Source organism: Aeromonas sp. Y318-1, assembly GCF_027706125.1.
In the GTDB taxonomy this organism is placed as follows: domain Bacteria; phylum Pseudomonadota; class Gammaproteobacteria; order Enterobacterales; family Aeromonadaceae; genus Aeromonas; species Aeromonas hydrophila.
This window is the reverse complement of the sequence record NZ_JAPDCM010000001.1, coordinates 428,718-453,369: the sequence shown is the minus strand read 5'-3', so window position 1 is coordinate 453,369 and position 24,652 is coordinate 428,718. Positions and strand designations below refer to the sequence as shown.

Annotated in this window: 26 protein-coding genes, 1 tRNA gene and 1 pseudogene; 16 read left to right on the top strand and 12 right to left on the bottom strand. The window is 64.2% G+C overall.

The genetic code is table 11. From position 1 onward, the window contains the following. Positions 1-90: 90 nt before the first annotated feature. The gene (locus OKB87_RS02030) at positions 91-441 is read right to left on the bottom strand and encodes a phasin family protein (RefSeq protein ID WP_270826275.1); all 351 of its coding nucleotides are present in this window, start codon (positions 439-441) and stop codon (positions 91-93) included. Between the two features lie 317 nt (positions 442-758). On the opposite strand from OKB87_RS02030, the gene OKB87_RS02025 reads away from it, so the two are divergent. The 3 genes from OKB87_RS02025 to pdxY all read left to right on the top strand — a co-directional run bounded on the left by OKB87_RS02025 (position 759) and on the right by pdxY (position 3,500). Next, complete coding sequence (locus tag OKB87_RS02025) at positions 759-1,322, top strand: VC2662 family protein (RefSeq protein ID WP_017409548.1); 564 nt, start codon at positions 759-761, stop codon at positions 1,320-1,322. A 78-nt stretch (positions 1,323-1,400) separates the two neighbouring features. After that, positions 1,401-2,156 carry a DUF429 domain-containing protein gene (locus OKB87_RS02020; RefSeq protein ID WP_101616071.1) on the top strand — a complete coding sequence of 252 codons (756 nt, stop codon included), beginning with the start codon at positions 1,401-1,403 and terminating at the stop codon, positions 2,154-2,156. A gap of 480 nt (positions 2,157-2,636) precedes the next feature. Continuing rightward, on the top strand, positions 2,637-3,500 hold the full coding sequence (pdxY, locus tag OKB87_RS02015; protein ID WP_017409546.1) for a pyridoxal kinase PdxY: 864 nt from the start codon (positions 2,637-2,639) through the stop codon (positions 3,498-3,500). A 175-nt stretch (positions 3,501-3,675) separates the two neighbouring features. Here pdxY and OKB87_RS02010 read toward each other — a convergent pair. The 5 genes and pseudogenes from OKB87_RS02010 to cyaB all read right to left on the bottom strand — a co-directional run bounded on the left by OKB87_RS02010 (position 3,676) and on the right by cyaB (position 7,147). After that, positions 3,676-4,007: pseudogene (locus OKB87_RS02010) on the bottom strand (antibiotic biosynthesis monooxygenase family protein). A 116-nt stretch (positions 4,008-4,123) separates the two neighbouring features. Then, positions 4,124-5,242 carry a glycerol dehydrogenase gene (locus tag OKB87_RS02005; RefSeq protein ID WP_270826274.1) on the bottom strand — a complete coding sequence of 373 codons (1,119 nt, stop codon included), beginning with the start codon at positions 5,240-5,242 and terminating at the stop codon, positions 4,124-4,126. A gap of 267 nt (positions 5,243-5,509) precedes the next feature. Then, positions 5,510-6,016, bottom strand: a complete 507-nt coding sequence (locus OKB87_RS02000; RefSeq protein WP_041217453.1) for a GNAT family N-acetyltransferase — start codon at positions 6,014-6,016, stop codon at positions 5,510-5,512. A gap of 169 nt (positions 6,017-6,185) precedes the next feature. Then, entirely contained in the window at positions 6,186-6,578 is a 393-nt protein-coding gene (locus OKB87_RS01995) for an NUDIX hydrolase (protein ID WP_190284239.1), read from the bottom strand. After that, a complete protein-coding gene (cyaB, locus tag OKB87_RS01990; protein WP_270826273.1) occupies positions 6,575-7,147 on the bottom strand; it encodes a class IV adenylate cyclase in 573 nt (190 codons plus the stop codon). Before cyaB ends, OKB87_RS01995 begins: the two co-directional genes overlap by 4 nt. A gap of 356 nt (positions 7,148-7,503) precedes the next feature. On the opposite strand from cyaB, the gene OKB87_RS01985 reads away from it, so the two are divergent. From OKB87_RS01985 to OKB87_RS01970, 4 genes are all read left to right on the top strand, one after another. Continuing rightward, a complete protein-coding gene (locus OKB87_RS01985; RefSeq protein ID WP_270826272.1) occupies positions 7,504-8,349 on the top strand; it encodes a DUF5718 family protein in 846 nt (281 codons plus the stop codon). A gap of 161 nt (positions 8,350-8,510) precedes the next feature. Continuing rightward, a complete protein-coding gene (locus OKB87_RS01980; RefSeq protein WP_011706244.1) occupies positions 8,511-8,843 on the top strand; it encodes a YnfA family protein in 333 nt (110 codons plus the stop codon). A 33-nt stretch (positions 8,844-8,876) separates the two neighbouring features. Further along, positions 8,877-9,368: a GNAT family N-acetyltransferase gene (locus OKB87_RS01975; RefSeq protein ID WP_270826271.1), complete on the top strand. Its 492-nt coding sequence runs from the start codon at positions 8,877-8,879 to the stop codon at positions 9,366-9,368. Between the two features lie 7 nt (positions 9,369-9,375). Further along, entirely contained in the window at positions 9,376-9,813 is a 438-nt protein-coding gene (locus tag OKB87_RS01970) for an acetyltransferase (RefSeq protein WP_270826270.1), read from the top strand. A 63-nt stretch (positions 9,814-9,876) separates the two neighbouring features. On the opposite strand, the gene OKB87_RS01965 is transcribed toward OKB87_RS01970, so the two are convergent. Continuing rightward, on the bottom strand, positions 9,877-11,262 hold the full coding sequence (locus tag OKB87_RS01965) for a DEAD/DEAH box helicase (protein WP_029301011.1): 1,386 nt from the start codon (positions 11,260-11,262) through the stop codon (positions 9,877-9,879). 159 nt (positions 11,263-11,421) lie between these two features. Then, positions 11,422-11,898: a glutathione peroxidase gene (locus OKB87_RS01960; protein ID WP_103826822.1), complete on the bottom strand. Its 477-nt coding sequence runs from the start codon at positions 11,896-11,898 to the stop codon at positions 11,422-11,424. 287 nt (positions 11,899-12,185) lie between these two features. Here OKB87_RS01960 and OKB87_RS01955 point away from each other — a divergent pair, with 287 nt between their 5' ends. After that, the gene (locus tag OKB87_RS01955; protein WP_016350596.1) at positions 12,186-12,794 is read left to right on the top strand and encodes a 2OG-Fe(II) oxygenase; all 609 of its coding nucleotides are present in this window, start codon (positions 12,186-12,188) and stop codon (positions 12,792-12,794) included. Positions 12,795-12,994: 200 nt separating this feature from the next. Further along, positions 12,995-13,984 (top strand): D-alanine--D-alanine ligase, encoded by a 990-nt coding sequence (locus tag OKB87_RS01950; protein WP_017409536.1) that lies wholly within the window; start codon positions 12,995-12,997, stop codon positions 13,982-13,984. Between the two features lie 78 nt (positions 13,985-14,062). Here OKB87_RS01950 and OKB87_RS01945 read toward each other — a convergent pair whose 3' ends face one another. Further along, positions 14,063-14,476, bottom strand: a complete 414-nt coding sequence (locus OKB87_RS01945) for a VOC family protein (protein ID WP_270800827.1) — start codon at positions 14,474-14,476, stop codon at positions 14,063-14,065. A gap of 166 nt (positions 14,477-14,642) precedes the next feature. Here OKB87_RS01945 and OKB87_RS01940 point away from each other — a divergent pair, with 166 nt between their 5' ends. Both OKB87_RS01940 and OKB87_RS01935 read left to right on the top strand, forming a co-directional pair. Beyond that, positions 14,643-15,404, top strand: coding sequence for a tRNA-uridine aminocarboxypropyltransferase (locus OKB87_RS01940; RefSeq protein ID WP_135319642.1), 762 nt, complete (start codon positions 14,643-14,645; stop codon positions 15,402-15,404). 206 nt (positions 15,405-15,610) lie between these two features. Continuing rightward, positions 15,611-16,390, top strand: a complete 780-nt coding sequence (locus tag OKB87_RS01935; protein ID WP_011706235.1) for a TSUP family transporter — start codon at positions 15,611-15,613, stop codon at positions 16,388-16,390. An 82-nt stretch (positions 16,391-16,472) separates the two neighbouring features. On the opposite strand, the gene OKB87_RS01930 is transcribed toward OKB87_RS01935, so the two are convergent. Together OKB87_RS01930 and OKB87_RS01925 are read right to left on the bottom strand one after the other, a co-directional pair. Next, positions 16,473-17,327 (bottom strand): LysR family transcriptional regulator, encoded by an 855-nt coding sequence (locus OKB87_RS01930; protein WP_270826267.1) that lies wholly within the window; start codon positions 17,325-17,327, stop codon positions 16,473-16,475. Between the two features lie 57 nt (positions 17,328-17,384). Next, positions 17,385-18,296 (bottom strand): DMT family transporter, encoded by a 912-nt coding sequence (locus OKB87_RS01925; RefSeq protein WP_270826265.1) that lies wholly within the window; start codon positions 18,294-18,296, stop codon positions 17,385-17,387. 167 nt (positions 18,297-18,463) lie between these two features. Here OKB87_RS01925 and OKB87_RS01920 point away from each other — a divergent pair, with 167 nt between their 5' ends. From OKB87_RS01920 to OKB87_RS01905, 4 genes are all read left to right on the top strand, one after another. Beyond that, positions 18,464-19,351, top strand: a complete 888-nt coding sequence (locus tag OKB87_RS01920) for a helix-turn-helix domain-containing protein (protein ID WP_011706232.1) — start codon at positions 18,464-18,466, stop codon at positions 19,349-19,351. 61 nt (positions 19,352-19,412) lie between these two features. After that, entirely contained in the window at positions 19,413-19,535 is a 123-nt protein-coding gene (locus OKB87_RS01915; protein WP_254902163.1) for a hypothetical protein, read from the top strand. Between the two features lie 77 nt (positions 19,536-19,612). Further along, positions 19,613-21,250, top strand: coding sequence for an ATP-dependent endonuclease (locus OKB87_RS01910; protein WP_270826263.1), 1,638 nt, complete (start codon positions 19,613-19,615; stop codon positions 21,248-21,250). A gap of 209 nt (positions 21,251-21,459) precedes the next feature. Continuing rightward, the gene (locus OKB87_RS01905) at positions 21,460-22,179 is read left to right on the top strand and encodes a hypothetical protein (protein WP_270826262.1); all 720 of its coding nucleotides are present in this window, start codon (positions 21,460-21,462) and stop codon (positions 22,177-22,179) included. An 83-nt stretch (positions 22,180-22,262) separates the two neighbouring features. On the opposite strand, the gene glgX is transcribed toward OKB87_RS01905, so the two are convergent. Further along, complete coding sequence (gene glgX / locus OKB87_RS01900; protein WP_270826261.1) at positions 22,263-24,326, bottom strand: glycogen debranching protein GlgX; 2,064 nt, start codon at positions 24,324-24,326, stop codon at positions 22,263-22,265. A 196-nt stretch (positions 24,327-24,522) separates the two neighbouring features. Between glgX and OKB87_RS01895 the strand changes: the two genes are divergently transcribed. Then, positions 24,523-24,599 (top strand) — tRNA-Met (locus OKB87_RS01895). Positions 24,600-24,652 lie beyond the last annotated feature (53 nt).

Sequence of the window (24,652 nt, the reverse complement as noted above, 5' to 3'; positions counted from 1 at the left end):
CTCTCCTTCACCCATCCCCGGCGCAGGGCGAGCCTGTCGTGACGGAGCATGGGGAGATGTGGCTGCCCGCAGCGGGCAGCCAGGGGGATATCAGGCCTTGCCCGTGTTCTTTTTGATGCCGTCGGCAGCCAGGGCGTCGAGGTCGTCCTTGAACTGCTGGCCGAGGGTGTTGAGCTTCTGGATGTCGTCCAGCATCTGGCGGGAGAGCTGGCTGGCGGTCTCCAGCTGGACGGTACCGAGGGCCGCCAGGCTCTGGGCATCCTGCACCTTGCCGGCGGCCTGCAGCTGGTTCAGCCCCAGCTCGGCATAGGCGTTGGCGGACGCCAGTTGCAGCCGGGTCAGCTGTTCGATGTTGCTGGCCAGCAGCTGGTTATAACGGGTGAGGGGGGCGGCAAAGCCTTGCATCTGCTCGGTAAAGGTCTTGATTACGTCCATATTCATCGCGTGTCTCCGTGGTTGGCAGAAAGGTATTGCAAAAGGCCGATGGGCCCATTCTTCGGTTACATCCGTTCGACTACATCCTTAAGTCGTCACGTGTCGTTTGCTCTGTTCAAACGCACGTTTAGGCATTGTGTTATCAAATGAGGCTTGATGTAAATAATATAAATGTTAATTTTTGGCGAAATATTGATTCTGGTCTGTCCAGTTTGATTGGCCCGATTCAGACGAGGAGTGACGCAGCCACGTCCGTCGGGTCTCGTTCCCAGGCCGCGGGGCTGGTAGGCTGACTCACTCCCTGAGCCTTGAGGAATGCATCGATGAAACCTGCTCGCCTGCTGCTTGCCCTGGGGGCTGCTGCCCTTGGCGGCGTTGCCCACGCCAGTACCCCTGTCCAGCTCTCCTTGCCCGGCGTCAATCTGCCCGCGTCCCATCAGGTCGAGGGGGCCAGAGCCTCTGTGCTCTATGGCCGCACCGGTCAGGTGAAAGGGATCGATCTGCCGGTCTTCGCCCTTTCCGACGTGGATCAATTCACCGGTCTGCAGCTTGGTATCTTCCTCGGTGCCGGCCGGGTACGCCACCAGTTCGGCGGGGTGGCGATCAACGCGGTCAACTGGCACGAGGGCCAGGACAAGGGCGTCAACCTTGGCTTCGTCAACCTGACCAACAATGTGCAGGGCCTCAACTGGGGGGCCGTCAACATCGCCAAGGGCAATGCCCTGGCCAACGTCGGCTTCGTCAACTATGCCGAGCGCACCACCTTCCAGCTGGGCTTCATCAACGCCACCAAGCACCTGGACGGTCTGCAGATTGGCCTCGCCAACTACGCCGAGAACGGGGTTTTCCCCATCTTGCCGCTGATCAATTTCAAGAAATCCTTTTAAGCGGCGCCGCCAACTTTGCTTTAGGGGCTCCAGCCATTACGCTGTGCTGCATTGATAGCGTGCAGAGGTGACACTGGCATGACAATGGAACACATGGATGCCATCGGCATCGGCTGGGACGTAAGAGGCTGGCAGGGCAGTGCCCAGGCGGTGGCCGTGGTGGGGTGGCAGGCGCGTGAACAGCGGCTGCACTGGTTTGGGGTATCGCCCCTGTTTCGACTGAGCTCACGGGTTGCGCCGGATCTGGATGCCTTGCTGCGCCCAGCACTGCACGACGAGATCCATCTGCTGCAGGTGCTGGCCTGCCCGCAGCTGGCGCTGGGGATCGACGCGCCACTGGCGTTTCCTCGCGCCTTGGGCGAGCTGCTGGCGGGGAGGGCGACCGAGTGCGCCGTGCCCCAGCGCGAGATAGACAACCCTTATGCCTATCGGGACTGCGAGCGCTGGCTGCACCGGCAATATGGCAAGAAGCCGCTCTCGGCCACCTTCGACAGGCTCGGCAACAACGCGACCCTGGCGCTCGCCATGCTGCCCCGATTGGCCGACTTGCAGCTGGTGCCCAAGCAGCAACCGCAGGCCGATCGCGCCGTGCTGGAGGTCTATCCCGCTCTCGCCAAGGTGGGGGGAAAGGCATCGGCGGTGCGTGCCGAGCTGCTGGCGCATCTGCCGGCCGATGTGACGGCGGGAACCGATCGCTACGATGCCGCCATCTGCGCCCTGATGGCGCTGCAATATGCCGCCAAGGGGAGCGTTTCCCTGTTGCCGGCACTGGTGGCGCCGCCCGCGGAGATGGCTTTGGACGAGGGTTGGGTCTACCACTTCGCTCGCCCTTGATAAACCGGATCGGGCCGACCAGCCCGATCTGTCCTTTGGCCGGCTGGTTATACCTTCACTTGCACCGACGCCGTTGCCTCCTTCCACTACATTGCCTTGCTGCCTTGCTGCCTTGCTGCCTTGCTGCCTTGCTGCCTTGCTGCCTTGCTGCCTTGATGGCCGATGGCCGATGGCCGGGGCTGCCGCAGGTATCTGCCGGTTTACTCGTCATCAAATGGCTCTACGCACAAAAAGCTCACTTGTTAATCTCATATGCCATCAAACAAGAGTTTTGTACCACCTTATCAAGCCATGTCGGCCATGCTCGCGGTTGCAAGCTGCGGCATGTCAGTGTAGAGGGGGCCGGTGATGGCAATGGCAACCAGCGTCATCGAGGATTTTGCCGACCAAATAAGGGTTTGTGCTGATCAAGGGTGGAAGATCAATATCTTCATCCGATATATTGCGCCTTTCCCCTGACTCTTCTCTGCGGTGATGTCGATGAAACGCATTCTCTCTATCCAGTCCCACGTGGTGTTCGGCTGTGCCGGCAACAGCGCCGCCGTGTTTCCCATGCGCCGTCTCGGTATGGAGGTATGGCCAATCAACACGGTGCAGTTCTCCAACCACACCCAATATGCGGCCGGTTGGCAGGGCATGGCGATGCCCGCAGGGCATATCAGCGCCCTGTGTGAGGGGCTCTCGAATATCGAGGTGCTGGCCCACTGCGACGCCGTGCTGAGCGGTTATCTGGGCTCGGCGGAGCAGGGGGACGAGATCCTGGCGGTGGTGGCCGCGGTCAAGGCCGCCAATCCTGCCGCCATCTATTTTTGCGATCCCGTGATGGGCCACCCGGAGAAAGGGTGCATCGTCGCCCCTGGGGTGACCCGTTTCTTGACCGAGCAGGCGCTGCCGGCGGCCGACATCATGGCCCCCAATCTGCTGGAGCTGGAGACCCTGTGCGACGTCCATCTGACGGATCTGGCGCAGACGCGGGCCGCCGCCCATCAGCTGCTGGCACGCGGGGTGAAGATGGTGCTGGTCAAGCATCTTGGACGTGCCGCTCGCGAGCCGGGCCGTTTCGAGATGCTGCTGGCCACCCCCGAGGGGGATTATCTGATCGACCGCCCGCTCTACGAGTTTGCCCGCCAGCCGGTGGGGGTGGGGGATCTCATCAGCGCGCTGATGCTGGCCAATCTGCAGGCGGGTTACGATGCCGTCAGCGCATTCGAGCGCACCAACGCGGCGGTGGATACGGTACTGCTGCACACCTGGCAGGCCGATGCCTATGAGTTGCAGCTGATCGCGGCCCAGGAGGCCTTTGCCGCCCCCCTGATCAAGGCGCGGGCCGAACGGCTGGCCTGATCTTCCCATCGGGGGCCAAGTCTGGGCGCGGATGATCCGCGTTCAGCTTGGCCCCCTGATCATCTTTCCCCATCTCTTAGTTAACAGTCCACCCCTGCGCCGCTTATCTGGTTGCACACCGAGTGGGGCAATGTCGCCTCAGCCGTCACCTTGGCCCTGACACCGGGCATCCGGTTCAGATCAGGCCGTTATTCTGTTCCCGCTGCTCTGCCTCATCGAATGTGACCTGCTGGTAGTGCTCGACCGTGGGGAAGGGATCGTAGAAATGATGGAGCAGGGCCTTCCACTGCTGGTACTGGGGTGAGCCACGAAAGCCCTGGGTGTGATCTTCGAGGTGCTGCCAGTTGACCAGCAGCAGATAGCGGTGGGGATCGGTCAGCGAGCGCTGAAGCTGGTGTCCGCCGTAGCCCTGCATGGTGCTGATGATGCCTGGGCCTGGGAGAATGCCAGTTCGAAGGCGGCAGCCTGACCGGGGATGAGCTGCAGATGGGCGACTTCCAATATCATGGTGACTCCTTGTCCCAAGGATAAAGGGGCCATTGCAGCAGGTTGGGCAGGGAATGACAAGGCCGGCCGCAGGGGCCGGCCTTGTCGGTGTGATCACGGCTTTGCTTGAGTGCCGATCAGGCGCGTGGGTGACGGGCCCGGTAGCGCTCGGCCATGGCATTGGCCGCGATCATGGCGTGGTAGACATCCTGCTCGCTGACGCTCATCGGCATGTTGCCCATGGTATCGAGGGGATCGCAGGCAAGCTTGGCCACCTGGCGCCACTCGCTCTCCACGAAACGGCTCAGCCCCATCTCCTGCAGGGTCATGGGCAGGCCGGCCAGCTGAATGATGCGCATCACCTCGTCCAGCTCGGCCTGGGGCGCGCGCTCGAGTACCAGCTGGGTGAGCAGGCCAAACACCACCTTCTCGCCGTGCTGGGCCCGGTGCAGATCCGCCACCACCGACATGCCGTTGTTGACCGCATGGGCCGCCGCCAGGCCGCCCGCTTCGGCGCCCACGCCGCTCAGATAGATGGTGGCCTCGATGGTCTGCTCCAGCGCCGGGGTGGTGACATGGTGGCGCACCGCGTCCATCGCCAGCTCGATGTTCTCTCCCAGCAGCTCGTAGCAGAGCCGGGCCAGCCCGAGGCCGGTGCGGGAGGGGCGCTTGCCCACCAGATTGATGCCGTCCGCCCGGTAACAGGCACGGGCCTCGAAGTAGGTGGCGAGCGCATCACCCACGCCGGCGGCAAAGAAGCGGGCGGGGGCCGCCGCTATGATGGCGGTGTCGGCGATCACCACGTCCGGGTTCTGGGGCAGGAACAGATAGCGCTCGAACTCACCCGCCGGGTTGTAGATCACCGCGAGGGCGGTGCAGGGGGCATCGGTGGAGGCGATGGTGGGAAACAGCACCACGGGGCGGCGCAGGTAGAAGGCCACCGCCTTGGCGACATCCAGGGTCTTGCCGCCGCCGATGCCGACGATGACGTTGGCTCCCTGTTGCTCGGCCAGATCGCACAGGCGGCGGATCTCGATGTCGGTGCATTCGTAGTTGAACTTCTCGACCGCTCCCTTCAGACCTGCCTGCAGCAGGCCGGCCAGCGCCTCTTCCCGCACTCGCTCCAGAATGAACTCGTCGCTGATGAGCAGGGCGTTGTCGCCGAAATCTTTTACGTGATCATGGAGTTGGGGCAGCAGATCGTGGCCGATGATGAACTTTTTGGGGGAGGTGACGGTACGAGGCAGGATAGGCATGCAGTATTCCTCAAGGCAGTGAGCAGCATCCGTTTGGTATGCAAACGGGTCTTCCTGCCACACCATACGCCTCGTCTGGCGTGAGGTGAAGGAACAATTGTATGCAAATGGGGCTATAGCAGATTCAAAATTAATCCTGGCGCTGCTTTGATGGTTTTCTGAAAGCTGAAGGGGTAACGCAACGCGCCCTCCATGGGGAGGGCGCACTGTGGCTACAAAGTAGGGACGAGCAGGGTAGAGGCGTGCGAAGCGGAGGCGGTGCGCGGCTCAGAGCTGCTTGTAGAAGAAGAGGGTGGCTGCCAGGGTGCCGTCGGCACTGCGGGCAAAGGCGGGGATCTGGCCCGCCTCCTGGTAGCCGAGCTGGCGATAGAGGCGGGAGGCGGCATCGCCCACCCGGGTGTCGAGCACCAGCAGGCTGCGACCGGCCTCTTTGGCCCCTTGTTCCATGCTGGCCATCAGGGCACGGCCGACACCCTTGCCACGGTGGAGACTGTGCACCATGAGTTTTTCCACCTCGGCGCGGTGACGGCCATTGGCCTTGGTGCACAGCGAGAGCTGGAGGGCACCGACCAGCTGGTGCTGAAGGAAGGCGACCCAGAGCCGGCGGCTGCCCGCGGCCAGCTCCGTCTCTATGCCCTGCCAATAGACGAGCCCCTGCTCTTCGGTCAGCGGCGGCAGAAAGCCCACCGACGCGCCGCTGGCGACGCTGTCTTGCAGCAAAGTGATGAGGGCAGGTTTGATGCCCTGGGTGGTATCAACCTCAACTATGTCCATCAGGAGTCCTTGTCAACGAAGTTCACGCCGTCGGCCCGGTCTGCCGCGGCGCCTGCCGCCAACGGGACCGGCGGCAGGATGACTGGCTAGACTCGCCGTTTCTGCCGCCAATTTCAAGTCGTTGTCGCTCGCCGGGTGCGCCCGATCACGCCCTCCAGGCGGGTTTCCCTCAGCGGATGAGCTTCTGTTCGACCAGCCAGGCAAACAGCAGCCGGGAAACCGGAGAGATCTCGGCCATATGGCGGCTGTCGAGCCAGCGCAGCTCGGCGATCTCCGCCGAGGCGACGGGAGTGCCGTCAGCCTCGCCGGTGTAGCAGCGCAGCTTGACGTTGACCCCCTGCGGCTTGCCGTCGGCCTGAGCACTGAACTCGCAGGCAAACGCCAGGGTGTCGGGCTTGAGGGCCACGGCCAGCTCCTCCTCGATTTCGCGCATCAGCGCCGCCTCGTCGCTCTCTCCCGCTTCGCGCTTGCCGCCGGGAATGTAGTAGATCTGCTTGCCGTGGGAGCGGGCACAGAGCAGTTGCTGATCCTTGAAGGTCAGCCAGGCGAGTTTGTCGATCATGAACGTCTCTCTGGTGATGGGGTGGTGGCTTGTTCACACAGGGTGCGATAGGAACGGCTCTCCAGCCATTCGGGGTTCAGCCCAAGCTGGGCTGCCATGGACAGCAGTTGCCGGCGATAATCTGGCAGCAAGGTTTCGTCATCGGTCATGATGGCCAGTTCGGCAAAGTCGCCGAGTCCTGCCAGGTGATCCAGGGTGACGTGGAAGGGGCCGACGAAATAGATGCTGCGCACTTTGCGAAGGGTCAGTATCGGCTGATAACCCAGGGTGTGCAGCATGCTGATGGCCTTGTCGGCGTCGGTGATGTTGACCGCCTCGCAGCGATCGGGTTCGGGCCCCTTCACGATCCAGAGCCGGATGCCGGAGGGCTGCATGGTACGGATCAGCAGGCTCTTGCCCGCTGCGCTCAGGCTGCGGTCCGGCGTGTCGAAGTAGGTGTCCTGCTCCTGGTTGCGCTCCAGCATCACCTCGGGATTGAGGGCGGCGAGGGCTGTGGTGAAGGCCTCGACATCGCCGAGCCTGTATTTGAACTCGACCTCGAAGCGGCCCTGAAAGTGCTGTGCTGACATCGGCAGGCATCCTTGAGTGTGCGGATTGGCATGGCGGGCAGCCTAGCAAAGTTGGCGGGCTGGCCCAAGGGGCAAGGCGGCAGGATGTGGAAACGATCTGTTTCCGGAGCCCATGATTGATCAATGCGCAGCCTGTCGCCGTGATCAAGGGCAGGCGCCGCACACGGTCGAACCAGTGCGGGCATGGCGGTTGCTCACAAGCTCGCCGAGCGGCCGGTAAAAGTTCGCGCTGGCGCACAGGATAGGGCGTGCAGGCTGGGCGAGGGCAGACCTCTGTGTTTTAATCCTTGCCACGTTTGCGGCAGCCGCCCCGTGCCGGGCCGCTGCCTTCGCTTTGGCAAGAGGCAGGTGAGAAGATGCAAGTGACAGCAGAGAGCAAGTTTATCGGACTCGGGGTGGCGGGCAATTTCGCAGGTCATCTGGAGCAGGCCGGCGAGGCCTCGGATTTCGTGGCGGTGGTGGTGCGCGACACCAGCGCCCCCAAGGCGCTGTTCCCCTTCTACGTGCCGGGCCACCCCGGCCAGCTCGGGGTCTTCCCCTTGAGCGGCGACGCCATCTTCTTGCCGGAAGCGGCGGTGAGCGGCGATGAGAAGGTGCAGGTAGAGCCGGAAGTGGCGCTCTGGTGCGAGCTGGAGTACGCGGGGGAGCAGGTGGTGGCCATCCATCCGCGCGCCTTTGGTGCCTACAACGACTGCTCCATCCGTCGTCCCAACGCCAAAAAGATCAGCGAGAAGAAGAACTGGGGCGAAGAGAGCAAGGGGCTGGCCCCCACGTTGCTGCCCCTTTCCCATTTCGCCGCCGGCTGCGAACTCGATGACTACCGCATCGCCTGCTATCTGGAGCGGGATGGCGAGCTGTACCCCTACGGGGTCGACAGCGCGGCGGTGGATTACAGCTACTTCCACGGCCAGCTGCTGACTTGGGCCATCGACAAGTTCAACCATCAGCAGGACGAGGGGCCGGCCGAGCACATCCAGGGGCTGCTGGCCCAGGCCGGGCGCCCGGCCCATGCCCTCATCAGCATCGGCGCCACCCGCTATACCCCGTTTGGCGAGACCCACTTCCTCAAGCCCGGCGACACCGCCTGCGTGCTGCTCTATCCGGCCAGCCGCTATGGCGAGGCGGCGATCCGCGAGGCCATTCGCACCCGTCAGTTCGGGCCGGACATGTCGGTGCTGCTGCAGGCGGTCAAGACTCGCTGATGACCTGGCCTTCCCCCGTGCTGGCGGGGGAAGGCCGGCTGCGTATTGCATCCGCTATCCCTCCCCCTCGCGTTTGTTGCCTGATCCCGCTTACCCGGTCCGGCCATTTGGCTTACCATTGCTCTTTTTGCCGAACACGTTGTTGAATAATGGGGTAGCCGATGGGCGAGTTGAAAACCATGGGGTTGTTTCTGGTGACGGCGCTGGCCGAGATCCTGGGCTGTTATCTGCCCTATCTCTGGCTGACCCAGGGGCGCAGCGTCTGGCTGCTGCTGCCGGCGGGGTTGAGCCTGATGCTGTTCGCCTGGCTCCTGTCGCTGCATCCGACCGCGGCCGGGCGCGTCTATGCCGCTTACGGCGGCGTCTACATCTTCGTGGCCATCCTCTGGCTCTGGCTGGTGGACGGCATCCGGCCCAGCCTGTGGGATCTGGTGGGGTCGCTGGTGGCCCTGTGCGGCATGGCCATCATCATGTTTGCCCCCCGCGAGGCGTGAAGCCGCATCGCCCGCAGCTCAAGGAGAAGAGGGATGACGCTCATCAGGGCTTGTACTCTGCAGGACATGGCCGGTCTGCTGGCGCTCTATCGGGAATTGCGCCCCCATGACCCTGCACTTGCGCCGGATGCTGCCCGTACGGCGCTGACGGCCTTGCTGGCGCAGCCCCATCTCCACCTGCTGGTGGCGGAGGTGGATGGCCAGCTGGCGGCCACCTGCCAGCTCGGCGTGATAGCGACCCTGACCAACGGCGGCCGGCCGTTTGGCATGGTGGAGCACGTGGTGACGGCCTCTGCGTTTCGGCGCCGGGGCATCAGCCGGCAGTTGCTGACCCATGCCCTTGCGCTCGCCTGGCAGCAGGATTGCTACAAGGTGATGCTGCTGTCGGGGGAGGGGCGCGAGGCAGCCCACCGGCTCTATGCGTCGCTCGGCTTCAAGGCCGGCATCGAGAAGGGGTTTGTCCTCAAGCAGGTCGACGCCATGGCGCCGGCCGGGCAGGCTCCAAACAATCAATCTATTGAGTGAGTACGATATGAGACTGGAACAGCCATCGCGCGGGGATTATCAGGCCCTGATCGCACTGTGGGAGGCGTCGGTGCGCGCTACCCATCATTTTCTGCCGGATGAGGAGATCGCCACCCTGCGCGAGCTCATTCTGGAACACTACTTTGACGCCGTGACCCTCACCTGCGCCCGCAACGACCAGGGTATCGCCGGCTTTTGCGGGGTGCACGAGGGCAACATCGAGATGCTGTTTGTCGACCCGGCGCTGCGCGGGGGCGGGGTGGGTCGCCTGCTGGTGGCCGATGCCATCGCCCGGCTGGGGGCGACCCGGGTGGACGTCAACGAGCAGAATGAACAGGCACTCGGCTTTTATCGCCACCTGGGCTTCGAGGTGGTGGGCCGCTCGCCACTGGACGGGCAGGGCAAGCCCTATCCGTTGCTGCATATGACACTGACAGGCCAGTGACACCGGCCCAGTAAAAAACCGCCCTCGGGCGGTTTTTTGTTATGACGGGATCAGGACGGCCTGTTACTCCTCGTTGGAGTTGTCCTGATAGTCGTCGCGCTGGGCTTTGGGCAGGCGGCGCATGGGGGTAAAGCCGATATCTTCGCCCACCACTTCCCGCTTGCGGGCTGGGGCAGGCTTCTTGCCGCCATCGCTCTTCGCCTTGCTCTTGCCTGCGGCGGATTTGCCGTTGCCGCCCTTGGCATTGGCGGCGCCACGGGCGCGCGGCGGGTTTTGTACCGGCTTGCTGCCCGGCAGGGTCTGCCGGCTCGGTTTGCCGCTGGGCTCATACCCTTCCAGGATCTCCACCGAGAGGGATTGGCCGATCAGCGCCTCTATCCCCTTGAGCTGGCCCAGCTCGTCCTGGCTCACCAGCGAGATGGCCTCGCCGCCACGACCGGCGCGGCCGGTGCGGCCGATGCGGTGGATGTAATCCTCCGCCATCTGGGGCAGCTCGAAGTTGATCACGTGGGGCAGCTGATCGATGTCGAGGCCGCGAGCGGCGATGTCGGTTGCCACCAGCACCCGCACCTTGCCTTCCCGAAAATCCGCCAGCGCCCGGTTGCGGGCACCCTGGCTCTTGTCGCCGTGGATGGCGACGGTATCGAGCCCGTCTTTTTGCATCTGCTGGGCCAGGCGATCGGCAATCTGCTTGGTGCGCACGAACACCAGCACCCGCTGCCAGTTGCCGCGGCCGATCATGTGGGAGAGCAGCTCGCGGCGACGTTCCCGGTCGACCTGGATGATGCGCTGGGTCACCTGCTCGGCAGCGGTGTTGCTGGGATCCACCTCGATCAGGGTGGGGTCGTTGAGCAGATCATCCGCCAGCGCCTTGATCTCGCTTGAGAAGGTGGCGGAGAACAGCAGGGTCTGCCGTTCGGCCGGCAGCGCCTTCATGATGCGGCGAATGTCGACGATGAAGCCCATGTCGAGCATGCGATCCGCTTCGTCCAGCACCAGCACTTCCAGCTCGGACAGGGTCAGCGCCCCCTGGGTCAGCAGATCCAGCAGACGGCCCGGAGTGGCCACCAGGATGTCGATGCCGAGCTTGATGGCATCCAGATTGGGCTTGATGCTGACGCCGCCGTAGGCGATCAGGGTGCGAAACGGCAGGTGGTGGGCATATTTGATGATGCTCTCACCCACCTGGGCAGCCAGTTCGCGGGTCGGGGTCAGCACCAAGGCCCGCACCTGACGGCGGCCACGGCCATGGTTGGCCAGCAGGCGCTGCAGCATGGGCAGGGTGAAACCGGCCGTTTTGCCTGTGCCTGTCTGGGCGCCGCCGAGCACATCCTGTCCGGCCAGAATGGCGGGGATGGCTTGTTGCTGGATGGGGGTTGGCTGTTCGTAACCCAGCTCCTTGACGGCCCGCAGGATGTGCGGAGACAGACCCAGTTCGTTGAATGACATGTTCGAGAGAGACTCCTCTGGTGAGCCTTGGGCTCAGCGGATGGCAGGTGCGCTGGCACCCGCCACAAGATGGAAATGATAACGGGGGCGTAATATAGCAGATGCGCGCCCAGCACGCAGCAGCCGTGTCGCGTTGTCCGGCCGCCGCGTGCAGCGGCCTCAGAGCAGGGCCTGGATATCGTCTCGCAGGCTCTCGGGTTTGCTGGTGGGGGCAAAGCGGGCCACTACCTTGCCGTCCCGGTCGATCAGGAACTTGGTGAAGTTCCACTTGACGTTCTCCAGCCCCAGCAGACCCGGTTGCTCCTTCTTGAGCCATTGATAGAAGGGGTGGGCCTGTTCGCCATTGACCTCGCACTTGGCCATGATGGGGAAGCTGACCGGATAGTCGAGGGAGCAGAAGCGGGCGATCTCCTCTGCATCTCCCGGCTCCTGGTGGCCAAACTGATCGCAGGGGAAGCCCAGGATCATCAATCCCTCGGGGCCCAGCTCCTGATAGAGCGCCTCCAGTCCGGTGTATTGGGGGGTAAAACCGCAGCGGCTGGCGACGTTGACCACCAGCACGACCTGGCCTTGCAGGGTGGACAAGGACAGTTCGGTACCGTCAAGGCGTTGCAGGATAAGGTCGGGCAATGACATGAAGCACTCCTGTTGCATGGGGCCCATTCAGGGCGTATCGCTCCACGGTAACGGGCGCGACGGCGCGGAGCAAGCGCCGCTTTCCCCTTTACCATGCAAGATCTGGCGCGGACTGAGGCCATTTGAGTGCGCCGGATCACTGGTTGGCGAGGGCGACCAGATAATGGGGGCCTTGTGCGCCCGGATAGCGTATTGATGGTGGGACTTCTGAGGATAAGCAAACCGGTTTGTGTCTTGCCCTGGAAGTCGCTAAAAAGCGCCCTCTCTCCACTTGTTGCGAGTCAATCTTGGACTATCAAGCCGTCATGGATGCCATTTACACCCGGGGATGGGTGATAGTGGATGATTTTTTAACCGCCGCCGAGGTGGATGCCCTCAAGGCGTGTCTGCCGGATGCGTGGCGGCCGGCGGGGATCGGCCGCGATGCCCTGCACCAGGACAACCGCGCCATTCGCCGGGATCAGATCCACTGGCTAGAACCCTCCCTCGGTGCGCCGGTGGCCGACTATCTGGCCCGCATGGAGGCACTGCGGCTGGCCGCCAACCGGATGCTGATGCTGGGGCTGTTCGACTACGAGGCCCACTTTGCCCGCTATCGCAGCGGTGACTTCTATGCCACCCATCGCGATGCCTTCGCCGGGCGCTCCAACCGCCGCCTCACCTCGGTGTTCTACCTCAACAACGACTGGCAACCCCAGGCGGGCGGGGTGCTGCGGATGTACGATGACGACGAGCAGTTTTTGATGGATGTCTCGCCCCGAGGCGGGCGACTGGTGCTGTTTTTATCCGAAGAGTTCCCCCACGAGGTGTTGCCCGCCAACCAGGAGCGCTACAGCATCGCCGGCTGGTTTCGGGTCAACGGCAGCGGCAACGGCCGGCTCGATCCGCCGCGCTGAGCTCTTTTCATCCAATTTCTGACACAGGCGGGAATTTTTATGGCCGTTGTCGGCGGATGGGGCTCCCATCGGCTGACAAGGCTCGATCTCCCTTGCTACACTGGCCCGCACTTATCTTCGTATCTGGCTTCGTCCGGTTTTAATGCGGTTGGGTTTTAAATGGTGATGGCGAAGCCGCTTTTCCCAAGGGATCACATCTAATGAAGAACATGCATGTCTTGCTGCTGTGTGGCGGCGGTGGCTCCGAGCACGAAGTCTCTCTGCGAAGCGCAAATTTTCTCGAGCAACAGCTCGGTCTTTTGCCTGGGGTCGACGTGACCCGGGTCGAGATGTTTGCCGACCGCTGGCTCAGCGCCGACGGCCGCGAATGCAAGCTGGGGCTGGACAAGCTGCTGTCGTTTGACAGCGTGGCCCGTCCGGTGGACTACGTGGTGCCCTGCATCCACGGCTACCCTGGCGAGACCGGTGACCTGCAATCCTTCCTCGAGCTGGCGGGCCTGCCTTATCTGGGCTGCGACGCCGAGGCGAGCAAGATCTGCTTCAACAAGATCAGCACCAAGCTGTGGCTCTCCGCCATCGGCATCCCCAACACCCCTTATCTGTTCCTGACCGAGCAGAACGACGCGGCGCTGAACGAGGCGAAAGCCGCGCTGGCCAAGTGGGGCAAGGTCTTCATCAAGGCGGCCTCCCAGGGCTCTTCCGTCGGCTGCTACTCCGCCAGCAACGAAGCGGATCTGGTGAAGGGCATTGCCGATGCCTTCGGTTACTCCGAGCAGGTCCTGATCGAAAAAGCGGTCAAGCCGCGCGAGCTGGAAGTGGCGGTGTACCAGTACGGTGACGAGCTGGTGGCCACCTACCCGGGCGAGATCTGCGTGCCGCAGGACAAGTTCTACACCTATGAAGAGAAGTACAGCAGCGCCAGTCACACCGAGACCGCACTGCGTGCCGAGGGGCTGACCCAGGCGCAGGCTGACGCCATTCACGAGTACGCGCTCAAGGCGTTCCGTCAGCTCAAACTGACCCACCTGTCGCGCATCGACTTCTTCCTGACCGAAGAGGGCGAGATCCTGCTGAACGAAATCAACACCTTCCCGGGCATGACCTCCATCTCCATGTTCCCGAAACTGCTGGAGCATCACGGTCACCGCTTCGCCGACTACCTTGAGCAGATCCTGCGCAAGGCGGTCTGAGGCCGGCGCCCGAGCAGGGCTAGCTGAATGATGAAGAGGGGCCTGCGGGCCCCTCTGTCGTTGTTGCGGTAGGCGATGTCACATGGGGTCAGGGGTGAACAGCCAGATGTGCGCCCCTTGTGGATCTGCAATCAGGGCCATGCGCCCGACCCCCGGGATATTCATGGCGGGCACCACCACGCTGCCACCGTGCTGGTTGACCCTGAGCACCCTGGTATCGACGTCATCCACCGCGATATAGGTTGCCCAGTGGGGTGGTACGCCGGCCATCTCGGGATTGCCCCGGGTGGCCTGCACGCCGGCGATCGGCCTGCCATTGGCAACCAGCATGGGGTAGTCGCCGCCTTCCATCGCCATGGTCTGGCTCTCCCAGCCGAGCACCTCGGTGTAGAAACGGATCCCGGCCTCGGCATCGGGCAGATAGAGCTCGTGCCAGGTGAAGGTAGTGCCTTCGGCCAGAGCGTGCTCGCGGGCAATATCTTGTTCTGCCATCGTCGTCCTCCTGTGTCCCATGCGTGGGTGCATGGGTTGACGACCAAGTATAGAGAGGCGTGGCCTCCCGGCTTGCCCCGGATGGGGGGCCTTGCTGCGCGGTGGACGGCTCGCTACAATCTGCCCCCTTTTTGTCCTGCCACAGGCATCGCCAGAGCCGCGTTCCATGAAGCCAATTCCCGATCACGCCGTCAATCGCCTGCGCATCTGGCGCAAGAGCGTCTCGACCCGACCCTTTCTCGCCCGTGGCGGCAGCGTGCCGCGCTGCGAAGCCTGTCAGCTGCGCCACGACTGGTGTGCCTGCGAATGGCGCCCCGAGCTCAAGGCCGAGGCCGGCTTCTGCCTGCTGATGTACGACAGCGAGCCGATGAAGCCCTCCAACACCGGCCGTCTCATCGCCGATGTGCTGCCGGATACCACCTGGGCGTTTCTCTGGTCGCGCACCAAGCCACATCCCGAGCTGCTGGCCCTGCTGGCGGATCCCGCCTGGCAGCCCTATGTGGTGTTTCCCGCCTGCGAGAAGGCGCCGGCCCGGCTCACCTCGGTGGTGACCCCGCTCCCTGGCAAGAAGCCGCTGTTCATCCTGCTGGACGGCACCTGGCCCGAGGCGCGCAAGATGTTCAACAAGAGCCCCTATCTGGACGGCTTGCCGGTGCTCTCCATCAAGCCCGATGCGCTCTCCACCTATGGCATGCGGGTAGCCCACTGCGACGAGCACCTGTGCACCGCCGAGGTGGCGGCCTGCGTGCTGGAGGTGGCCGGCGAGCTGGCGGCGGGACAGGCACTGCAGCTCTGGTTCAATCTCTTCAGCAGCCGCTACATGGCAGGCCGGGTCAGCCGGGCCCCCGGCGAGGATGAAGCTCAGCTGCAGCAGGCACTGGCCGACATCAAGGGCAATGAGGCAACCTGCGCGCCCGATGCTGCCTGAACAAGGTGGGTGAGGGGGTCGGCATGCTTGCCAGCCGCTTCACAGGGGGGGCATTGATGAAAATCAGGAATCAATTGCCTGCCACTGTTTCGTTAGCTTCATGAGCCAAGCCCCATTAGGATAGCGACCAGCGTTGTTCATCAGGCTCATGGCGAGCCTGTGCCGTGCGGGCCCTTGCCGGCCCCGTCAATGTTGTGAGGCTATGGATGGAATTGGAACTGTTTACCCTGCTTGCCCTGTTTGGCGTGGCCCTGGTGGCCGGCTTTATCGATGCCATTGCCGGTGGGGGCGGCCTGCTGACGGTGCCCGCCCTGCTCGCCACCGGCATGCCGCCGGCGCTGGTGCTCGGTACCAACAAGCTGCAGAGCAGTTTTGGCTCCTTCTCCGCCACCTGGTTCTATGCCCGCAAGGGGCTGCTGGAGTGGCACATCATCTGGCCGGCGGTGATCTGCACCTTCATCGGCGCGGCGCTCGGCACCCTGGCGGTGCAGACCATCGACGCCGCCATCCTGGAGCGGTTGCTGCCCTTCCTGCTGATGGCCTTCGCCTGTTACTTCTTCTTCTCTCCCCGGGTGAGCGATGCCGAGAGCTCCCGCCGCCTCGCTCCCATGGCGTTCGCCCTGCTGGTGGGCGGTGGGGTGGGCTTCTATGACGGCTTCTTCGGGCCGGGCACAGGATCGTTTTTTGCCATCGGTTTCGTGGCGCTGGCGGGCTTTGGCATGGCGCGGGCTACCGCTCACACCAAGCTGCTCAACTTCACCTCCAACATCGCCTCGCTGCTGTTTTTCGCGCTGGGAGGCAAGGTGGTGTGGAGCGTCGGCTTCTGCATGGCGCTGGGCCAGTTCATTGGCGCCCGTTTCGGCTCGAAAATGGTGCTCAAGCAAGGGGTCAAGCTGATCAAGCCGCTGCTGGTGACCGTCTCCTTGCTGATGTCCGCCAAGCTGGTGTGGAGCCAGTACCCCGAGCTGTTTGCCTGGCTGGGGTAAGCGTTTTTCGCCGACAGCGGCAGTCACGGCTGTCAACACAAGGGGCCCGATCCGCAAGATCGGGCCCCTTGTGTTGTGGCGTTCAGCCGGCCAGCGGCTGGAAGTGGGCTTGCAGGGCCTGCACCAGCTGGGCGATGCGCGCACGCTTGAGGCTGTTTGGCCGATAGACCAGGTGTAGCGGGCGGGCGAGCCCGGCGAGGGGGCGAGCCTGGGTCCCCTGTGCGCCGACCAGCGCCAGCAGGCCGGCCGGCAGCAGCACAGGGCCGATGCCGGCCTTGGCCAGCTCGATCAGCGCCAGGTAGGAGTCGAGCTCCATGGCGGGGATGAGGCCAAGGGCCGCCAGCGGTTCGCGCAGGTAGCGGTTGGAGGGGTTGTCCAGGTCCATGGTGAGGATCTGGCGCAGCCCTTGATCGGTATTTTCCCCCTCGCGCGGATCGCCCTCCACCAGATAGAAGGGCTCTTCCAGCAGCAGTCTGGCCTCCAGTCCGTGCCCCGGCGGCAGGCGCCCGGCGCAGATGCCGAGCAGGGCATCGCCGCTGCGCACCCGCGCCAGAATGACCGGAGTGTGGTGGGTGGAGAGGGCGAGGTGGGGATCCTGTCGCAGGTAGTCGTGCATGAAGCGGGCGAGGTAGCCCGCCAGCAGGGTCTCGGAGCAGGCGACGGGCAGGGGAGTCAGGTCGGTGAGGGTCTGACTGTCGGCCAGCACCCCCTTCATCTCGGCGAGGCTGGGAGCGACCCGGGCCAGCAGCTCTTGTGCCTGGGGGGTGAGCCTTATCTGGCGCCCGTCCGGCTCGACCAGCTTCTTGCCGAGGCGCTGTTCCAGCTGGGCGATGCGCTTGCTCACCGCCGACTGGCTGATATAGAGCCGGCTGGCCACCTTGGCCATGGTGCCTTCGCTGGCCAGCAGGCAGAGAGTCTCCAGCCCTTCCAGTAACATATCGCCTCCCGTCATCTGCGTAGGAAGGCGTTACCTTAGGGGCTGACGGGGTTGGGATCAAGCATCCTTCGCCGCCCTGACGGGGCGCAGGCGCCACTCCCGCAAGGGCGGTGCGAAGATCACCAGGTTGCCAAGCAGGCTGATCATGACCCCCACCACCGACACCGGCTGCCAGACGAACCCCTCGTAGAAGGTGGAGAGCGTCAGCGCCACCAGGGGGAACAGCACGGTGGCGTAGGAAGCCTTGCTGGCGCCGATCCGCCCTACCAGGGTGAGGTAGGCAGTGAAGGCGATGACAGAGCCGAACAGGGCGAGATAGACCATGGCCGCCAGGTAGTGACCATCGGTCGGGATCACCAGCTGCTGGCCGAGCAGGGTGACCCAGCCCAGCAGCAACACTACCCCGTAGACCATGCCCCAGGGCACCAGCTGCAGCACATGGTAGCCCTGGCGCTGGCCGCGGGCCGAGACCAGGTTGCCGAGCGAGAAGCAGAGGGTGCCGCCGCAGGCGAGCAGCAGCCCTTTCCAGCCGTTTGCACCCAGTTGCGCATCCGCCAGCACCGGCCAGAACAGCAAGAGGGTGCCAAGGAGCCCCAACAGCGACCCCTGCAGCCAGCGCAGGCCGGGTCTTTTACCCTCGAACAGCCAGAGGTTGAGGCCGTTGAAGATGCTGGCACTGGCGAAGATCACCGCCGACAGGCCGCTCGGAATGTAGAGGGTGGCGTGGTAGAAACAGAGAAAGTTGGTGGAAAAGAGCAGGCCGCCGAGCAGGGCGGCATAACGCTGGCCCGCCCAGGGCAGGCGCGGGAAACGGTCGCTGGCGGTGAGCAGGGCAAACAGCGCCAGCGCCGCCAGGGCGAAGCGATAGAGCACCGAGACCTCGATGGGAATGGGGCCGAGCTGCCAGGCGATGGCGATCCAGGTGCTGCCCCAGATAAGGACGGTGGCAAGATAGAGCATCAGATTCATGGGGTATCCGGTGAGATGACAACGACATGGGATCAGCATGCAGCGGGCGGCGGTGGCGGGCTTACACCATCTTGCGGTTTTTTGCAGGCAGCCGCAGCCTTTGCCGCCGCGCCGCGTTAAGATGGCGCACAAGGGCCATCAGGCAAGCAACAAGAGGAACGGAGCGGGTGCTGCAGACTAAGCCGGCGGGAGTATTCGATGCACTGGTCAGCACGGGCGCGCGACTGGAGAACGCCTGCTGGCTGGAACCCGGCCTTGGCGTCGCCAGCTGGCGCAACTGTTACGATCAGACTCGCTACCACAAGCCGGGCCACCATACCCTGAGCGTCTACCTGCAGGGGGGCGAGCAGACCGAGCGGCTGGACGGCCCGGGCGGCCACGGCGGCACCGGCAAGGTGTGCATCATGCCGGATCACCACAGATCCGAGTGGCTGGTGCGCGAGGAGTTTCGCTTCTTCCACCTCTACTTCACCCCGGCCCACCTGACCCGCATCGCCGAAGAGGTGTGCGACAAGGAGGGGCGCCACCTGCTGCTGGAAGACAAGACCTTCATCGACGATCCCAAGGCCGCCACCCTGGTGCAGGGCCAGCTGATGCAGCTGGACTGGCAGCACCAGGTGGATCGGATGGCGCTCTCCCACGGCGCCTGGATGCTGATGCTGCACGCCTATCGCCACCACACCCGGGAGGCGCCGCCCCTGCCCGAGGTGCGTGGCGGCCTGGCGCCGGCGGTGATCCGGCGGGTGCAGGAGTACCTGCTGGCCCATCTGGCCGAACCTGTCACCCTGGCCGAGCTGGCGCAGGAGGCGGGCCTGAGCGAATACCACTTCGCCCGCATGTTCGGCCAGAGCCTTGGCTGCCCGCCCCATCGCTACCTGCTGGGGCTGCGGCTCAAGCGGGCCAAGCAGCTGCTGGCCGGCGCCGACTCCCTGGCCAGCATCGCCATCCAGTGCGGCTTCTCGTCCCAGGCTCACCTTGGCAACCGCTTCCGGGAGGCGTTTGGCCTGACCCCAGGCCAGTGGCGCAGCCAGCTGTCATCCTCCTGTCACAGATAGGCGGCAGATTGGTTGGCAACGAGGAGGAGCCTCGTTCCTTCAACCTGCACAGGAGTTGCCCTTGAATCATCGCAAACGTCAGACCCGCACCCGCCACCTCTGGTTCAGCCACTGGAATGCCCCTCAGGGCCGCCTTGGCATGCCGACCCCGCCCGAACCGCTCGTTCCTCACAGTTCCCGCTGAAAATCGCCACGACCCGATAGGATTTTCCCGACAACTTTGCCACTATTGCGCCATCAGGATGGACTGGATATGGCCGCATGTTTCTGGAACGCATTGAAGTCAAAGGTTTTCGCGGAATAAATCGCCTCTCGCTCGGGCTGGACAACACCACAGTGCTCATCGGCGAAAACGCCTGGGGCAAGTCCAGCCTGCTGCGCGCCCTCTGGTGTCTGCTGGGTCAGGATGCCGAGCCCTATCAGTTCAGCAGCGATGACTTTCACCAGCCCGAAGATCCCGAACTCGAGCCGGCCCGCCATCTGCAACTGGTGCTCACCTTCAGCGAGCACAGACCCCAGATGTGCCTGCACTCCCGCCGGCTGGCTAGACTTGGCGCGGCCTGGGTCAAGCACAAGGACAAGTTTCACCGCATTCACTACCGCGCCAGCGCCGAACTGCAGAGCGACGGCACCGTCACCACCACCCACGACTTTCTCGACGGCATCGGCAAGAGCCTGCCCATCAATGATGCCCATGAGCTGGTCTGCCTGCTCATCACCATGAACCCGGTGTTCCGGCTGCGGGATGCCCGCACTGCCCGCAACGGGGTGGAGACCCTGCAGTGGGGGGATCTCTCCGAGCACCGGCTGAGCGAGCTGGCCGACAAGCTGATCGACGAGCCCCAGCGCATCGGCGAGCCCGAGCTCAAGGAGGCGCTGCAGGCGGTGCGCCAGCTGATGGATCACTACTTCAACGCGCTGGCCCCCATCAAGAACAAGCCGCGCAGCCAGCGGGAGATCGTCAATCGCCCCATGACCCTGCGCAACCCCGGCAATCTGCAGGCGCTGCTGCGCAATGCCGACAACCGCGCGTTGCAACTGGCGATGGCGGGCATGGCGGCCACCCTGCTGCAGGCGCGGGGCAACCGGGAGCTGGAGCAGGGGGCGCGCCCCATCATGATCCTGGAAGACCCGGAGAGCCGCCTGCACCCCACCATGCTGGCGCTGGCCTGGGGGCTGCTGGAACAGCTGCCGGGGCAGAAGCTGCTCACCACCAATTCGGGGGACCTGCTCTCCTCGCTGCCCCTCAACCAGATCCGCCGGCTGGTACGCCGCCAGCAGGACATCGTCTGCCATCAGCTGGGGGGCGAGCGCTACAGCAGCGACGATCTGCGCAAGATAGCCTTCCACGTGCGCATCAACCGCCCCATGTCGATGTTTGCCCGCTGCTGGCTGCTGGTGGAGGGGGAGACCGAGATCTGGTTGCTCTCCGAGCTCGCCCAGATCTGCGGCTACAGCCTGCGGGCGGAGGGGGTGCGGATCATCGAGTTTGCCCAGTGCGGCCAGTCTCCGCTCATCAAGGTGGCGCGGGATTTTGGCATCGAGTGGCATCTGCTCACCGACGGCGACGAGGCGGGGATCAAATACGCCACCTCGGCCCGCTCCCTGCTCAAGGGCGAGCGGGAGCGGGATCGCTTGACCCAGTTGCCGGCGGCGGACATAGAGCACTACCTCTATCACAACGGCTTCGAGGCGGTGTTCCGGCGTGAGGCCGGCGTGGGGGGGCGCTCGACCCTCAACGCCGGGCGCATCATCAACAAGGCGATTCACCATCGCAGCAAGCCGGGCATGGCGCTGGCGGTGGTGGAGGAGGCGGAGCGGCTCGGTGGCGAGCACATCCCGCCGGTGCTGCGCCAGATGTTCGCCCGGGTGGTGGCGCTGGCCCGTGGCCAGGGCTGACCGCTGCCGGCCTGGGTCGCAGCGGATGACGAGGGCCTTGAAATCTTGGCAGGCAAGGCGGCCGGCGCCCGTTGCCGGCGTCTGATCGCCAGTGGTCAATGGCGGATGCGCTCCCGGCAGGGATTGGGGATGGCGGCGGCTTTGGGTATACTCGGCCCCTTCATCCGGCGCCCATCGGCGCGTTCTGAATCCTTGCTGCTGGAGGCGTCATGTTCGTCCAACTCCCTTTTTGGCTCTTTCCCCTGACCGGCCTGATGGCGCTGGGGGCCCTCATCGCCCTGGGCCTGGTGCTCTGGCGCGGTGATCTCTGCCCGGGCCAGCGCTCGCGGATCACCACCCAGCTCTTCTCGGTCTGGGTGATCACCGGCCTCTCCCTGATGCTGGCGGTGGAGGCCAAGGCGGCCGACTGGCTGATCTGGAGCGGTGCTGCCGCCCTGATCCTGGGGGTGGTGCTGTCGCTGGCTCAATCCAGGCTGGAGGGCAAGCGCGCCATTCCCGCCACGCTGTTCTGGCTGCCGGCCATGCCGCTGCTGGTCTATGGCATCGGCTTGCTGCAGATCCAGGGCTGGCTCGGCGGCCTGCTGCAGATGGTGCTGTTGGGGGCGGCCTTTGCCCACCTGATGCTGCTGCGGGCCCGTCACCGCCTGCAGGCGTTCAATACCCTGCTGCCGCTGGCCGGGTTGGTGGCCGCCATCCTGAGCCTGCTCTGGCTGGCGGTGCTGGTGGGCTGGCAGGGAAACAGCGCCAGCCTCGATGCGTTGATCCCCGCTGTGCTGACCCAGGCTGCTCTGCTGGTCGCGGCCTTGCTGCTCTGGTTCAGTCCGCTCTATCGCCAGCAGGAGACGGCCCCGGTGGTGGTCTCCACCGCCCTGTGCGGCCTCATCATCGCCCAGCTTGCGGCGACCAGCGTGCTGCACCAGCTGGCCTGACAGACTTGCGTCATGAAAAAGCCCACCCCGGTTGCCCGGGGTGGGCTTTTTGCTGGCCGTGTGCGGCCCCTGGTTGGCGACCCCTAGTAGAAGTCGTCGGCGCCGCAGATAAAGAGGCAACTGCTGCGCGGCTGGGCCAGGTATTCCCGGGTCAGTCCCTCCAGCGGCATGCCGAAGGTGCTGATGTCCTCGGGCGAGGGCAGGGCGGTATCCAGGATCCGGCGCCAGTAGCCACCGACTCCCTTGGGGGGGCTCGGCAGATTGAAGGTGAGCGGCTCCCAGTAGGCGTTGAACAGCACGTAGAGGGCCAGCCGGGTTTCGCTCGACAGGGCCGACATGGCGATGGCGTGGGAGTGGGGGCTGAAGTCCGGCTGGGCGGCGTTGACCCCGTGCCAGCAGATCTCGCTGTGGCGCAGGATCTCGGTCAGCGACAGCGGCATGCTCTCCTGCTCCGGGCGCTGGAACAGGTGCTTGCGATACTGGATCAGCTCCTTCATGAAGCGGAACATCTCCTGGCCCATGGCATCGGGCTGCCACTGCATCCAGCAGGTGTCGTTGTCCTGGCAGTAGCCGTTGTTGTTGCCATGCTGGGTGCGCAGTACCTCGTCCCCCATCAGCAGCATGGGGGAGCCCACCGACAGCAGGGTGGCCACCATCATGTTCTTGGCCTGCCGCAGCCGCAGGGCGTTGATCAGGGGATCCTCGCTCGGCCCCTCCTGGCCGTGGTTCCAGCTGAAGTTGTGATCGCAGCCATCCCGGTTCTGTTCGCCGTTGGCGTCGTTGTGCTTGCCGTTGTAGCTGGCCCAGTCCCACAGGGTGAAGCCGTCGTGGCAGGTGACGAAGTTGATGCTCTTCTCCGGATCGGCGTGATGGTAGTGGTAGATGTCCGGGCTGCCGCACAGCCGCTCCACGAAGGGCATTACCGCATTGTCATCCCCGCGCAGAAAGCGGCGCACGTCGTCCCTGAACTGGCCGTTCCACTCGCGCCAGCGGGCGCCGGCCAGGCTGCCCACCTGATAGAGGCCTCCCGCATCCCAGGCCTCGGCAATGAGCTTGATGTCGGCGATGCGGGGATCGGTATCGATGGTGCGCAGGGTTGGCGCATTGGCCTGGGGCTGGCCCGACTCGTCCCGCGACAGAATGGCCGCCAGGTCGAAACGAAAGCCGTCCACGTGCATCTCCTGTCGCCAGAAGTGGAGGCTGTCCATGATCATGCGCAGCACCACCGGGTGGGCGCCGTTGAAGGTGTTGCCGCAGCCCGAATAGTTGGTGTCCTTATGATTGGCGTCGAGGATGTAGTAGGCCTCGTTGTCGATGCCGCGAAACGAGAAGGTGGGGCCATCGTCGCCTCCCTCTGCGGTGTGGTTGTAGACCACGTCCAGGATCACCTCGATGTTGGCCCGGTGCAGCGCCTTGACCATGTCGCGAAACTCGGTGAGGGGATCCTCGCCGCTGGCGTATTGGGCGTGGGGGGCAAAAAACGACATGGGGCTGTAACCCCAGTAGTTGGAGAGCCCCTTGGGGGAGTCCTGAGGATCGAACTGGAACACCGGCAGCAGCTCGACCGCGGTGACGCCGAGGGATTGCAGATAGGGGATCTTCTCGATGAGACCGAGGTAGGTGCCGCGCAAGGCGGGGTCGACCCCTGAACTCGGCGACTTGGTAAAGCCCCCCAGGTGCAGCTCGTAGATCACCGAGCGGGAGAGGGAGTGGGCGGGCAGCTTGTCCCCCTCCCAGTCGTAGTGGCGGGTATCCACCACCCGGTTCTTGGCACACTCCGCCAGGTTGCTGCCGGGGCGGGCCGCCGCCCAGCGATCGTAGTTGGCACCCAGCTCGATGCTGCGGCCATAGGGGTCCAGCAGCACCTTGTCCGCATCGAAGCGGGTACCGTAGTAGGGGCGCCAGGGGCCCTGGATGCGATAGGCATAACGTTGACCGAGCTCGATGCCCTCTATATGGATGTGCCAGTAGTAGGCGGTACGGTTGAGACGGGGGGAGAGCGGGATCACCTCAGGGGTGGTATCGTCGGCACTGGCGAACAGCAGCAGTTCGACCCGGCTGGCGAGGCGAGCCCAGATGGCGAAGTTGACGCCGTCGTGCTCGGGTGTGGCCCCCAATTGACGGCAATGACCGGCGGAGATGCGCATGATAAACCTACCCAAAACGAGGAGTTACAAACCATCTGAGTGTAGTGCGCCAAGCTGGCCCCAAACCTGCTTGTCTGAAAAATCGGCGCTCTGTTGCAAATTCCTGCGATTTGTGCCGGTTTAATCTTCGAATGAAGTTTTTTTAGGATATTTACTTGCAATCTGAGCGCCGGCGCCTATTATTGGCGACCTCAGACGCGGGGTGGAGCAGCCCGGTAGCTCGTCGGGCTCATAACCCGAAGGTCGTCAGTTCAAATCCGGCCCCCGCAACCAACTATTTGTGCCCATGGCAAACGCATAGCGCTGCGGTGGAGACGAAGACAGCA

Excerpts from the sequence above, each read along its gene's own strand:
- OKB87_RS02030 (WP_270826275.1), bottom strand. The coding sequence starts at position 441 with ATGAATATGGACGTAATCAAGACCTTTACCGAGCAGATGCAAGGCTTT.
- OKB87_RS02025 (WP_017409548.1), top strand. The coding sequence starts at position 759 with ATGAAACCTGCTCGCCTGCTGCTTGCCCTGGGGGCTGCTGCCCTTGGC.
- OKB87_RS02020 (WP_101616071.1), top strand. The coding sequence starts at position 1,401 with ATGACAATGGAACACATGGATGCCATCGGCATCGGCTGGGACGTAAGA.
- pdxY (WP_017409546.1), top strand. The coding sequence starts at position 2,637 with ATGAAACGCATTCTCTCTATCCAGTCCCACGTGGTGTTCGGCTGTGCC.
- OKB87_RS02005 (WP_270826274.1), bottom strand. The coding sequence starts at position 5,242 with ATGCCTATCCTGCCTCGTACCGTCACCTCCCCCAAAAAGTTCATCATC.
- OKB87_RS02000 (WP_041217453.1), bottom strand. The coding sequence starts at position 6,016 with ATGGACATAGTTGAGGTTGATACCACCCAGGGCATCAAACCTGCCCTC.
- OKB87_RS01995 (WP_190284239.1), bottom strand. The coding sequence starts at position 6,578 with ATGATCGACAAACTCGCCTGGCTGACCTTCAAGGATCAGCAACTGCTC.
- cyaB (WP_270826273.1), bottom strand. The coding sequence starts at position 7,147 with ATGTCAGCACAGCACTTTCAGGGCCGCTTCGAGGTCGAGTTCAAATAC.
- OKB87_RS01985 (WP_270826272.1), top strand. The coding sequence starts at position 7,504 with ATGCAAGTGACAGCAGAGAGCAAGTTTATCGGACTCGGGGTGGCGGGC.
- OKB87_RS01980 (WP_011706244.1), top strand. The coding sequence starts at position 8,511 with ATGGGCGAGTTGAAAACCATGGGGTTGTTTCTGGTGACGGCGCTGGCC.
- OKB87_RS01975 (WP_270826271.1), top strand. The coding sequence starts at position 8,877 with ATGACGCTCATCAGGGCTTGTACTCTGCAGGACATGGCCGGTCTGCTG.
- OKB87_RS01970 (WP_270826270.1), top strand. The coding sequence starts at position 9,376 with ATGAGACTGGAACAGCCATCGCGCGGGGATTATCAGGCCCTGATCGCA.
- OKB87_RS01965 (WP_029301011.1), bottom strand. The coding sequence starts at position 11,262 with ATGTCATTCAACGAACTGGGTCTGTCTCCGCACATCCTGCGGGCCGTC.
- OKB87_RS01960 (WP_103826822.1), bottom strand. The coding sequence starts at position 11,898 with ATGTCATTGCCCGACCTTATCCTGCAACGCCTTGACGGTACCGAACTG.
- OKB87_RS01950 (WP_017409536.1), top strand. The coding sequence starts at position 12,995 with ATGAAGAACATGCATGTCTTGCTGCTGTGTGGCGGCGGTGGCTCCGAG.
- OKB87_RS01945 (WP_270800827.1), bottom strand. The coding sequence starts at position 14,476 with ATGGCAGAACAAGATATTGCCCGCGAGCACGCTCTGGCCGAAGGCACT.
- OKB87_RS01940 (WP_135319642.1), top strand. The coding sequence starts at position 14,643 with ATGAAGCCAATTCCCGATCACGCCGTCAATCGCCTGCGCATCTGGCGC.
- OKB87_RS01935 (WP_011706235.1), top strand. The coding sequence starts at position 15,611 with ATGGAATTGGAACTGTTTACCCTGCTTGCCCTGTTTGGCGTGGCCCTG.
- OKB87_RS01930 (WP_270826267.1), bottom strand. The coding sequence starts at position 17,327 with ATGTTACTGGAAGGGCTGGAGACTCTCTGCCTGCTGGCCAGCGAAGGC.
- OKB87_RS01925 (WP_270826265.1), bottom strand. The coding sequence starts at position 18,296 with ATGAATCTGATGCTCTATCTTGCCACCGTCCTTATCTGGGGCAGCACC.
- OKB87_RS01910 (WP_270826263.1), top strand. The coding sequence starts at position 19,613 with ATGTTTCTGGAACGCATTGAAGTCAAAGGTTTTCGCGGAATAAATCGC.
- OKB87_RS01905 (WP_270826262.1), top strand. The coding sequence starts at position 21,460 with ATGTTCGTCCAACTCCCTTTTTGGCTCTTTCCCCTGACCGGCCTGATG.
- glgX (WP_270826261.1), bottom strand. The coding sequence starts at position 24,326 with ATGCGCATCTCCGCCGGTCATTGCCGTCAATTGGGGGCCACACCCGAG.